Here is an 11,800-nt window from a genome sequence, read left to right on the forward strand (position 1 = left end):
GACAATGCAAAAAGCCGCCCGGTTGTTCCCGGGCGGCTTCCTGGCTCAGGGCTTTGAAATCGCGCTATTCCGCGGCTTTCGGGAAGGCGACTGCCGRCTCGGGGCCGGCCTCCTCCGCGGCCGGTTCATCGGTCGACACCTTGCCCTTGCCGCGGCGGAACAGGCGGCTGAACCAGCTGCGCCGCGCGCCGGGCTTAACCTTGGCGCGTGTGAACACCATCAGCATCGACGGCGTGACCACCAACGTCAGAATCGTGGCGAAGGACAGGCCGAAGACGATCGCCGAGGAAAGCGAAATCCACCATTGCGTCGACGGCGCGTTGATCGTTGTCTCGTGATGGAAGATTTCGAGGCCGAGGCCGAAGGCGATCGGCAGCACGCCGAGGACCGCCGAAACCGCCGTCAGCACCACAGGCYGGGCGCGCTCGCGGCAGGTCTGCAGCACCGCGTCAATCTTGTCCCAGCCCTCCTCGCGCAATCGATCATAGGTGTCGATGAGAACGATGTTGTTGTTCACCACCACRCCGGCGAGCGCGATGACGCCGATGCCCGACATGACGATGCCGAAGGCCTGACCTGTCAGGAGCAGCCCCAGGAACACGCCGATGGTCGCCATGACCACGCAGGACAAGACAAGCCAAACGCTGGTGAACTTGTTGAACTGCGCAAGCAGCACCAGGAAGATCAGGAAGATCGCCGCGCCGAAGGCCTTGCTGAGGAAGGCGCTCGCCTCCGCGCTGTCCTCGTTGGAGCCGGCAAGCTTCCAGCGGATGCCACTGCCGAGATTCATGTCGGCGACGGCCTTGGTGACTTCCTGCTGCACCGCCGCCACCTGCGCGCCGGCGCTGACATTGGCCTGCACGACCACGGTGCGCGCGCCGTCGATGCGGTTGAGGATGCCGACGCTTGGTTTTGCCTTGCGGATGACGAAGTTCGAGATCGGCACCGCCCCTTGCGAGGTCTGCACCCGAAGTTCGTCGAGCGTCGACAGCGTACGCCGGTCCTCCGGCAGACGCAGCCGAATATCGACCGCCTTGTCGGTGCCGGCCGGCCGGTATTCGCTGAGCTTCAAGCCGTTCGTCACCAGCTGCACCACGGTTCCGACCGAGGTCGGGYTGATGCCATATTGCGCGGCCTTGGCACGGTCGACCTCGAGCGCCCAGTCGACGCCGGGCGGCRGCAGGCCGTCCGAAATGTCGATGACATTGGGGATCTTGGCGATCCGCGCCGCCACCGCGCGCGCCTTGTTGTCGAGCCCGGCAGGATCCGCGGCCGACAACCTGATCTGGATCGGCTTGCCGGTCGGCGGGCCGGCCTCCGGCACGCGCACCTCGACATCGACGCCGGGAATGCCGGCCATGACGCCGCGCAGGTCGTTGAGAATCTGGTTGGCGGACTTGCGCTCGCGCCAGTCGACGAATTCGTACTGGATCACGCCGACCACGTCTTCCGGAATGTCCTGCCCGCCGCCCTGCGTCTTGCCGACGCGCGTATAGACCGACTTCACGCCSGGCCAGCCGAGCAGGCGGCTTTCCGCCGTCTTGGTGGCGGCGTCCATTTCGGCCAGCGAGAGATTGCCGCGGGTATGCACATAGAGCAGGCCGTAATCCGGCTCGACATTGGGGAAGAACTCGACCCCGGCGCCGTATTTCGAATAGGCGAAGCCGACGCCGACCAGCAGGCCGACGGTGAGCAGGATGACGGTAACCGGGAAGCGCACCGCCTGCTTGACCACGGCCATGTACCAGCCGTCGCGGTGCTCCTCCTCGTGATGCGCCGGCGCCTTGGCGAACATGGCGCCCAGTGTCGGCGCGAAGACCAGCGCATAGAGCATCGAGGCCGACAGCGTCACGATCAGCGTGATCGGCATGTACTTCATGAAGTCGCCGATGATGCCGGGCCAGAAGAGCAGCGGCGAGAAGGCGGCGATGCGCGTCATCGTCGCGGCGATGACCGGGCCGGCCATGCGCCTGGCGGCGAGCGCGAAGGCGTCCGCCTTCGGCATGCCTTCGCTCATGCGGCGTTCCGCGAATTCGGTGACGATGATGGCATCGTCCACCAGCATGCCGACCGCCAGGATGAGGCTGAACAGCACGATCATGTTGATCGTGTAGCCCATCATCGCGAGCAGCAGGATGCCGATCAGGAATGACGATGGAATGGCAAGACCGATGAGCAGCGAGGCGCGGCCCGACAGCGCATAGAGGATGACGATGAACACCAGGATCACCGCGATCATCACATGGTTCTGCAGGTCGCCCAGCAACTGGTTGACGAAGACCGACTTGTCTTGCGTGTAGGTGACATGCATGCCTTCCGGCATCGTCTTGATGAAGGCGTCGGAGACGGCGCGGACCTGGGTCAGCATGTCGATCAGGTTGGCGCCGATGCGCTTCTTCACCTCGATGGCGATGGCCGGCTTGCCGTCGAGGCGGKTTACCGTTTCGGCGTCCTTGAAGGTCGAGCGTACGGTGGCAATGTCCTTGGCCTGCACCACGGCATTGGGCGTGGYGACGACCGGCAGGTTGGCGACATCCTCCGGCGTCTCGATCAGCGACGGCACCTTGACCGCGTATTTGCCTTCCGAGCCTTCGAGATTGCCGGCGGCGACAAGGCTGTTGGAGGCGCCGACGCCCTGCATCACCTGGTCGAGCTGCAGCCCGTAGGAGGAAAGCTTTACYGGATCGACGACCACCTCGACGAGATCGTCGCGCGCGCCCTGCAGCGAGCCTTCGAGCACGCCCGGCACTTCCTCGATGCGGTCGCGTAATTCGCGTGCCRCCGACGTCAGCACGCGCTCAGGCACATCGCCGGAAAGGGTCACGACCATGACCGGGAATTCGGAAACGTTGACCTCGGTGACGGTCGGCTCCTCGGCCGCCTGCGGCAGGTCGGCCTTGGCGTCCTGCACCTTGCTGCGCGTATCCTGCAGCGCAGTCGCCAGATTGGTCTGYGGCTGGAATTCGACCAGCACGTAGCCGCCACCCTGAAAGGCGGCGGAACGCATTTCCTTGAGCCCCTTAAGGCTCTTCAGCTTGGTTTCCATCGGCCGCAGCAAAAGCCGCTCCGAATCCTCCGGCGAGATGCCCTGGTAGACCAGGCTGACATACATCATCGGAATCGGAACGTCGGGCTCCGCTTCCTTGGGCGTCGACTGATAGGCGACCCAGCCCGCGACGAGCAGGAACATAAGCGCCGATATGGTGAGGCGGGCGTTGCGGATGGCGAGTCTGATGATGTCCATGACTTATGCCTGATGTTTCTCGGGAAGCCGCGGCATGGGCCGGCGGCGCCGGTCGGCTCCCGGCGCCGGGCGTCGCGCTACTGCGTGCCGGCGGCGGCTTCGCTGATCAGCTTATTGATGGTCGCCTGGTCGGCCTCGACGGGCTTCACCAGATCGCCCTCCTTCACCAGTTCCTGGCCGGCGACGATGATGCGTGCGTCCTGCGGGATGCCGCCGAGCACCAGGCCCTTCGGTGTGTCGTCGACGAGGTCGATCGGGAAGAACGCCACCTTGTTGTCCTTGCCGACTGCGCGGATGCCGAGATCGCCCTTGTCGCCCAGYGTCACCACCGAGCGCGGCAGCATCACAGCATCGGTCGGCTCGGCGCTGAGGGTGATCTCGGCCGTCATGCCGGCGGGGATGGAGCCATCGGCATTGGGGATCRCCACCTCGACACGGAAAGTGCGGGTCTGCGATGAGGCGTCGCGGCTGATGTAGCGMACCTTGCCAGTGACCTTCTGGTCGTTGACCAGGCGCACATTGGCCTCGTCGCCGATCTTGATGTAGCGCAGGTCGCGCTCGCTGATCTCGCCGCGCGCGATCACCGGGTCGAGCGCAAGGATCGTCGCCACCTCGCCGCCCTRCATGACCGAGCTGCCGAGTTCGACCGGCACGCGGTCGATGACGCCGTCGAACGGCGCCTTCACTTGGTTGCGATCGAGTTCGGCCTGCGCCGTCTCCAGCATCGACTGCGCCGCCGTCAGGTTCGAGCGGGCGGTGTCGAGCTGCAGCTTGGGAAGGTTGCCGGTCTTGGCCAGGCGCTCGGAGGCATCGAGTTCGGCCTTGCGCTGCGCCAGGAGTTGCCTGGCATTGTCGACATTCGAGATCTTCTCTTCGGCGGCAAGCATCAGCACCAGGTCGCCCGTCTTGACGTGYTGGCCTTGCTTGACCGGCAGCTTGTCGATGACGCCGGAGACGCGCGTTGCAAGCACCGCGCGCTTGTCGGCTTCGGTCTGCCCGGAAATGCGGATGGCGCGGGCATAGGTCTTGCGCGGCGGCATCACCACCGCGACGGTGCGCGGCGCCGTCTTCGGCTCGRCCGCTGCCGTCTTTGGCTTGTCGGCCTCCGATTGCGCGGCCTTGCCTGCGTCACCTGCCTTCTGATGGTCGGCGGCACTGCCCACGGACGAGAACTCGCCCGTTGCCATCCAGGCAGCGAATCCGATGAGCACAGCAATGGCTGCAAGCTTGTGAAACCTGATTTTCGGCATCGTCATTTTTCCGTTGCAGGCTTGGCGGGTCGGCGCTTCGACTACCGGGCGCGCGGCCGATATGGGTGCGCGCAAAGCCATGTTCAATTTGCCGTGATCGGCGGAAGCGCGCTTCTACCGCAAAGTTGCGGCGCAATATAGTGAGAAAAATTGCAGCATTATTGCGCCGCCGGCGTGGATGAACCGGCCTTTTTCGGTCTTTTAGACTCCCCACTGCCCGGCTTTGCCCAGTCCGGCCCAGTTTTCCGCCGGCTCGAGCGGTCAGTGGCAGCAGGCGTCAGCATGATGCGGATTTTTTTGCGCAATCACTGTTTTGGTGGGATGAGACAGTGCTGGGACGCGCTCACACCGAAAAATAAATACTGTCAGGTGATCAAGTTAACTTCAGCGCGAACTGAAACGTGCAGGTGTTGGGAGCAATCTAGGCCTTGCGCCGAGCCGACTCCGGCTTCATGTACGCGGCAAGGAATTCCTTGACCCGCCGGCCCGGCGCTGGCCCGCGCATCGGCTTGAAGCCGTCGTCGAGTTCGCCGGACAGGTCGAGCGTCGCCCGCTTGCCCACGGCGTCGTAATTTTCCTCCAGCCAGTCGCTGGCGRCACTTCGGCCAAGGTCGCGCAGATAGGCGAGGAAGGCCCACTCGGCATTGACCTTGGACGAGGCCGAGAGGTCCTTGAAGGCCTCGTCGGCATCGATCCGGTGCATGCGGATGTCGCGATATTCGCCATGCGGCAGGCGGCCGGCCGCGATCAGCTCCTTGACGAAGGCGATCGAGCGGAATTCGCGCAGGAGCCCGGCATTGAAGGTGATCTCGTCTATGCGGTTCTGGATCTCGTTGGCCGTCTTCGGCGTGCCTTCGCGCACCACCGGGTTGATCTGCACCAGAAGCACGTCCTCGGTGGCGCTCGCCTTGAAGAACGGATAGAGCGCCGGATTGCCGCCATAGCCGCCGTCCCAGTAGGGCACGCCCTTGATCTCCACGGCGCGGAACAGCTGCGGCAGGCAGGCCGACGCCATCACCGTGTCGGCATCGATCTCGCCATCGGAAAAGACGCGCAGTTGTCCGGTCTCGACATTGGTCGCCGAGATAAACAGCTCCATCGACTTGCAGGCGCGCACATTGCAGAAATCGATCTCCTTCTCGACCACGTCGCGCAGCGGATTGAGGCCGAGCGGGTTGGCGACGTAGGGCGAGAAGACCCGCGACATGGTGTCGAAGAAGAAATAGCCGGGCGTGTTCTCGATCGACCAATTGCCCCACACGACATCCCACGGCATGCGCTGCACCGGGCTGAAGCGGYCCTTCGAGGCGACGGCGCGCCAGAAATCGTCGAGCTTCTTGCGCGCGCCCTCGACACCGCCGCGCACCAAACCGTCGGCCAGCGCCACCGCGTTCATGGCGCCGGCGCTGGTGCCGGACACGGCCGCGATCTCCAGCCGCCCATCCTCGAGCAGCCGGTCGAGCACGCCCCAGGAGAAGGCGCCGTGCGAGCCRCCGCCCTGGAGCGCGATGTTGATCTTCTTCCTGTCCTCCGCCTTGCCGTTCTTCGCCATGGCGTTCCTGTTTTCCTGGCGCGTCAGTTTGCCCGGCATTGCGTGGAGCACCCTGCCGCCAATTCATGTTGCAGTGCAGCATATAGGGGTTGACCAAGGCAAGAACACGAACACGGTCGTGTGATCCGTTGAAATTTCGGTCATGAAAAGAGCCTCTCCGCTCGCCGCGAGCGGAGAGGCTGCACCAGGCTTGCTCGAAGCGTCAGGCGACGAGATCGGGAACCGGCCCGACATAATGCGACTGTGGCCGGATCAGGCGACCGGTCGCCCGCTGCTCGCGCGCATGGGCGATCCAGCCGGCGACGCGGCCGGCGGCAAAGACGTTGGAGAACGCCTCTTTCGGGAAGCCGGCGGCTTCGAGCAGCAATGCCGTGTAGAACTCGACATTGGTTTGGAGCGAGCGCTGCGGCTTGGCGAGGCGCAGCACCTCGAGCGCCGTCTGCTCCACCGTTTCGGCGAAAGCCAGCCGGCTGCCGGTTTCATTGCGGCTGCCGAGCCGGCGCACCACGGCCTTCAGCACGTCGGCGCGCGGATCGCGCACGCGGTAGATGCGATGGCCGAAGCCCATGATGCGCTCGCCGCGCGCGATCTCGCCGCGCAGCCAGCCGGCGGCGTCGCCGCTGGCTTCGATGGYGTCGAGCATCTCGATCACCGGTCCCGGCGCGCCGCCATGCAGCGGTCCCTTGAGGGCGCCGAGCCCAGCCAGGATCGCCGAGGTCAAGCCCGCCTGCGTCGACGCCACCACGCGCGTGGYAAAGGTCGAGGCGTTCAGCCCATGGTCGCAGACCGTCACCAGATAGGTGTCAAGCACCTTGGCGAGCGCCGGCGATGCAGCGCCGCCGAGCATTCGCAGCATATCGGCGGCATGGTCGGTGCGACCGTCCGGACGAAGAGGCTTCTCGCCGCGGGCAAGCCTGAGCAGGGCCGGCGTCAACACCGCCGGCGCCGCGATCAGCCTGAGCGCATCGGCGAGCCCGTCGCCGTCCGGAAGCAGCGCCATGCCGGCGCGCATGGCGCTGTAGAGATCGAGCGGCGCGAGTTGGRCAAGCACCGGCTGCAGCCGTTCGAAAACCTCGACGCGCGCGCTGCCGATCGCCTTCTCCAGTTCGCTATCGCCGGGCACCGCGTCGAAGAAGCCGTCGAACAGCAGGCGGACCACCTGGCCGTAGCGCCAATGGCCGGCCAGCTCCGCCAGCGAATGGCCTCGGATGGTGAGATGTCCGCCGGCGCCGTCGACATCGGAAAGAACCGTGTCTGCCGCGACAACATCGTCGAGCCCGTTTGCCATGACTGTCTCCTTGATCTTTTGTGCATTGCAATTAATGCTGCGCAATCAATGCATCAATCTTGATCAATCAAATCAATATGAGCGAGATGCCATGTCCGAATGGCTGACACGGGAGGAAGCGCTGGCGCGGCTCAACGTCCGACCGCAGACGCTTTACGCCTATGTCAGTCGCGGCCGCATCGGCATGCGGCCGGACGAGGCCGACCCGCGCCGCAGCCAGTACCGCGCCGACGACATTGCCGGGCTCGCCACCCGCAGGGCGCGCGGACGAAGCCCGCAGGCGATCGCGGAAAGCGCCATCGCCTGGGGCGAACCGGCTATCACCACCGCGATATCGACGGTCCTGCATGGCCGGCTCGTCTACCGCGGCAAGGACGCGGTAGCGCTTGCGGCGACGGCGACGCTGGAGGAGACAGCAGGCCTGCTTTGGGCGTCGGACGCCCCAGTCTCCTTCGCGTCGCTGACCGGGTCGGCTGTCAGGGAGGCCGGCACGCCAACGGCCTTTTCGAGACTCTCGGCCCTTGCGGCTTCGGGCTGGCCTTCACTCGGCCGCAGGGCGGCCATGCTGCAGCAGGACGGCGCCAGCGCCACCAGCGTCCTAGCAACATCCCTCGGCGCAAGCCCGGGAGCGGAGCCGGTCCATGAAAGGCTGGCGCGCGGCTGGTCGGTCGGCGCCGCCAGCGCCGATCTCATCCGCAAGGCGCTGGTGCTGCTCGCCGATCATGAGCTCAACGCCTCGACTTTCGCCGCGCGCGTCGCTGCATCCACCGGAGCGCCGGTCGCGGCCTGCCTGCTGGCAGGGCTCGCCACCCTTACAGGTCCCCGCCATGGCGGCGCAAGCGCCGCCGCAATCGCCCTTGTCGAGGACGCCGAGCGGCTGGGGGCGAACGACGCGATCGCGCGCTGGCTGGCTCACGATCGGCCGCTGCCCGGCTTTGGCCACCAGCTCTACGCCGAGGGCGATCCGCGCGCGGAAGCCCTGCTGCCGGATTTCGAGATTGATGACGCGCTGTTGCGTCTGCGCGACGCCGTTCTCGTCGCGACTGGCCTGCATCCGAATGTCGATTTCGCGCTGGCCGCGCTGACGCGGAGGCTGCGGCTGYCCGCCGACGCGCCGTTCCGCCTGTTCGCCCTCGGACGCAGCGTCGGCTGGACGGCGCACGCCATCGAGCAGGTGACCAGCAACAGGCCGATCAGGCCGCGCGCGCGTTATGACGGACCACTACGGCCGGAATGATCTAAGGTCTAACCGTTGGGGATCAGCCGAAAGGCCCATCCTTCACGACATCGTGTCGAGCTTGCGCTGCATCGCGGCAATCTGCGCCTTCAGCTCCTGCAGGTCGTCGGCCTTGTCCGATGCTTCCTTCTTCTGCGGCTCGGCCGGGGTAGAGGAATTGCTGTTGGCGGAAGGGAACGGCGTGAACATGCGCATGGCGTTCTGGAACATCTCGACATTCCGGCGCGTCTGCTCTTCCAGCGCCTTCATCGGCGTCTTCATCATGTCCATGGGCGTCTTGCCGAAGGCGCCCTTCATCTGCTCGCGGAAGCRCTCCTGTTCCTTGGAGAAGGCGATCATCGACTGTTCGAGGAAGCTCGGCACGATCATCTGCATCTGGTCGCCGTAGAAGGCGATGAGCTGGCGCAGGAACGGGATCGGCAGCATGTTCTGCCCGTCCTTGTTCTCCAACTCGAAAATGATCTGGGTGAGCACCGGATGCGTGATGTCGTCGCCGGTCTTGGCGTCCTGGACGGTGAACTCCTCGCCCTTCTTGACCATGTCGGCCAGATCCTCGAGCGTCACATAGGTGCTGGTGCCGGTGTTGTAGAGCCGGCGATTGGCATATTTCTTGATGACGATCGGGTCGTCTTTTGYGGCCATCCGTATCCTCCCCAGGATACCGGCGCGTCCACTGTAAGCAGCCGGTAACGATTGCGCCATTTATCGAGGATATGCGCAAAAGCATCACAATTCCAAGTGCTTTGTGCACTGCGGCATCATTTAATGCATTACCCCCGGAGCAATTCATGCTGCGCGGCGAAACTCGATGCCGTGGCGATCCGCCCGCGCTCTGCTTTCTCTGCATGGYGGCCATGCCTATTTCCGGTTTGACTCGGGTTCCCTAACGGGCAAGAAAAGTCTTCAATGCTCGCCTGAAACACGACACCCTGAAGCCTGGAGAAGAAAATGTCCGCTTCCAATTCAATTGTCGTCGCCAGCGCCGCCCGCACGGCGGTCGGCTCCTTCAACGGCAGTTTCGCCGCCACGCCCGCGCATGAGCTCGGCGCCGTGGTCATCAAGGAATTGCTCGCGCGGACCAAGGTCGATCCGGCGGAAGTCGACGAGGTCATCCTCGGCCAGGTACTGACCGCCGCCCAGGGCCAGAACCCCGCTCGCCAGGCCTCCATCAAGGCCGGCCTGCCCAAGGAGACCACCGCCTGGGGCCTCAACCAGGTCTGCGGCTCCGGCCTCAGGGCCATTGCGCTCGGCATGCAGCAGATCGCCACCGGCGACGCCAAGGTGATTGTGGCCGGCGGCCAGGAATCGATGTCGCTTTCGCCGCACGCCCAGCACCTGCGCGCCGGCGTCAAGATGGGCGACTACAAAATGATCGACACCATGATCAAGGATGGCCTGTGGGATGCCTTCAACGGCTACCATATGGGCAACACCGCCGAGAACGTCGCCCGCCAGTTCCAGATCACTCGCGACGACCAGGACCAGTTCGCRCTGGCCTCGCAGAACAAGGCCGAAGCGGCGCAGAAGGCCGGCAAGTTCAAGGACGAGATTGTCGCCGTCACCATTTCGGGCAAGAAGGGCGACACCATCGTCGACCAGGACGAATATATCCGCCACAGCGCGACGCTGGATGCCATGACCAAGCTGAAGCCGGCCTTCGACAAAGAAGGCAYGGTCACCGCCGGCAATGCTTCGGGCATCAATGACGGCGCCGCCGGCGCGCTGCTGATGACCGAGGCCGAGGCCGTGCGGCGCGGCATCACCCCGCTGGTCCGCATCGCTTCCTGGGCGACGGCCGGTGTCGACCCCACGATCATGGGAACCGGACCGATCCCGGCCTCGAAGAGGGCGCTGGAAAAGGCCGGCTGGTCGGTCAACGACCTCGACCTCGTGGAGGCCAATGAGGCCTTCGCCGCGCAGGCCTGCGCCGTCAACAAGGGCATGGGCTGGGATCCTTCGATCGTCAACGTCAATGGCGGCGCCATCGCCATCGGCCATCCGATCGGCGCTTCCGGCGCCCGCGTCTTCAACACGCTGGTCTACRAGATGCGCCGCCGCGGCGCCAGGAAGGGTCTGGCGACGCTGTGCATCGGCGGCGGCATGGGCGTCGCCATGTGTGTCGAAGCGCTGAACTGAGCGAATAGCGAATAGGGAGCGAATAGGGAAAGGCGTTCGCGCGGCGGGACATCAAATCCCTACTCGCTATTCGCTACTCCCTATTCGCTCCTCCGACCAAAGGGAGGAATACGCATGAGCAAGGTAGCAATCGTCACGGGCGGATCGCGCGGCATCGGTGCGGCGATATCGGTCGCCCTGAAGAGCGCCGGTTATTCGGTTGCCGCGAACTATGCCGGCAATGACGAGGCGGCGGCAAAGTTCAAGGCCGAGACCGRCATCCCCGTCTACAAATGGTCGGTCGCCGACTACGACGCCTGCGTCGCCGGCATCAGGCAGGTCGAGGCTGATCTCGGCCCGGTTTCAGTGCTGGTCAACAATGCCGGCATCACCCGCGACGCCATGTTCCACAAGATGACCCGCGAGCAGTGGCAAGAGGTCGTCGACACCAACCTCTCCGGCGTCTTCAACATGACGCATCCGCTGTGGGGCGGCATGCGCGACCGCAAGTTCGGCCGCATCATCACCATCTCCTCGATCAACGGCCAGAAGGGCCAGGCCGGCCAGGTCAATTATTCGGCCTCGAAGGCAGGCGATATCGGCTTCTCGAAGGCGCTGGCACAAGAAGGCGCGCGCGCGGGCATCACCGTCAACGTCGTCTGCCCCGGCTACATCGCCACCGACATGGTCAAGGCGGTCGACGAGAAAGTGCTCAACGAGCGCATCATCCCGCAGATTCCGGTAGGCCGCCTCGGCGAGCCGGAAGAAATCGCGCGCTGCGTCGTCTTCCTGGCATCGGACGATGCCGGCTTCATCACCGGCTCGACGATCGCCGCCAATGGCGGCCAGTATTTCGCCTGAAGCCTTTGACTGCCAATGGCGGGCGGTTCGRCACGGCCGGACCGCCCGCCATTGTCTGCGCTCGCGGCGCGGCTGCGCGACTTATGCCTCAATTCGGCACAGAAAGGTTAACGGGCGCGCCGCGCCCTGTGCAAAACCTCGCTCGCAACCTGTGAATTGTCGGTGCGCAAGCTGTGGACAACACCATATCTATGGGTGAACAAAACGGGAAAATTGGCGGATCGCTGATTCGTCGCCGATTCGTTCCGGCTTT

At 64.8% G+C, this 11,800-nt stretch carries 8 protein-coding genes; 3 read left to right on the forward strand and 5 right to left on the reverse strand.

Translation table 11 applies throughout. The features are described 5' to 3' along the window. Positions 1-64: 64 nt before the first annotated feature. The 4 genes from ORS3428_RS04180 to ORS3428_RS04195 all read right to left on the reverse strand — a co-directional run bounded on the left by ORS3428_RS04180 (position 65) and on the right by ORS3428_RS04195 (position 7,334). A complete protein-coding gene (locus ORS3428_RS04180; protein WP_071094866.1) occupies positions 65-3,244 on the reverse strand; it encodes an efflux RND transporter permease subunit in 3,180 nt (1,059 codons plus the stop codon). Positions 3,245-3,321: 77 nt separating this feature from the next. Then, positions 3,322-4,494 carry an efflux RND transporter periplasmic adaptor subunit gene (locus ORS3428_RS04185; protein ID WP_108722970.1) on the reverse strand — a complete coding sequence of 391 codons (1,173 nt, stop codon included), beginning with the start codon at positions 4,492-4,494 and terminating at the stop codon, positions 3,322-3,324. Positions 4,495-4,915: 421 nt separating this feature from the next. Further along, positions 4,916-6,046 carry a patatin-like phospholipase family protein gene (locus ORS3428_RS04190; RefSeq protein ID WP_071095123.1) on the reverse strand — a complete coding sequence of 377 codons (1,131 nt, stop codon included), beginning with the start codon at positions 6,044-6,046 and terminating at the stop codon, positions 4,916-4,918. Between the two features lie 202 nt (positions 6,047-6,248). Beyond that, positions 6,249-7,334, reverse strand: a complete 1,086-nt coding sequence (locus ORS3428_RS04195) for a citrate synthase/methylcitrate synthase (RefSeq protein WP_071094868.1) — start codon at positions 7,332-7,334, stop codon at positions 6,249-6,251. Positions 7,335-7,425: 91 nt separating this feature from the next. On the opposite strand from ORS3428_RS04195, the gene ORS3428_RS04200 reads away from it, so the two are divergent. Continuing rightward, complete coding sequence (locus ORS3428_RS04200; RefSeq protein WP_071095124.1) at positions 7,426-8,571, forward strand: citrate synthase; 1,146 nt, start codon at positions 7,426-7,428, stop codon at positions 8,569-8,571. Between the two features lie 42 nt (positions 8,572-8,613). On the opposite strand, the gene phaR is transcribed toward ORS3428_RS04200, so the two are convergent. After that, positions 8,614-9,213, reverse strand: a complete 600-nt coding sequence (gene phaR / locus ORS3428_RS04205) for a polyhydroxyalkanoate synthesis repressor PhaR (protein WP_071094870.1) — start codon at positions 9,211-9,213, stop codon at positions 8,614-8,616. 306 nt (positions 9,214-9,519) lie between these two features. On the opposite strand from phaR, the gene ORS3428_RS04210 reads away from it, so the two are divergent. Together ORS3428_RS04210 and phbB are read left to right on the forward strand one after the other, a co-directional pair. Then, positions 9,520-10,707, forward strand: a complete 1,188-nt coding sequence (locus tag ORS3428_RS04210) for an acetyl-CoA C-acetyltransferase (RefSeq protein ID WP_071094873.1) — start codon at positions 9,520-9,522, stop codon at positions 10,705-10,707. A 114-nt stretch (positions 10,708-10,821) separates the two neighbouring features. Then, positions 10,822-11,547 carry an acetoacetyl-CoA reductase gene (phbB, locus tag ORS3428_RS04215; RefSeq protein WP_071094875.1) on the forward strand — a complete coding sequence of 242 codons (726 nt, stop codon included), beginning with the start codon at positions 10,822-10,824 and terminating at the stop codon, positions 11,545-11,547. Positions 11,548-11,800: the final 253 nt, after the last annotated feature.

It is taken from the genome of Mesorhizobium sp. ORS 3428 (assembly GCF_001854785.1).
Classification (GTDB): domain Bacteria; phylum Pseudomonadota; class Alphaproteobacteria; order Rhizobiales; family Rhizobiaceae; genus Mesorhizobium.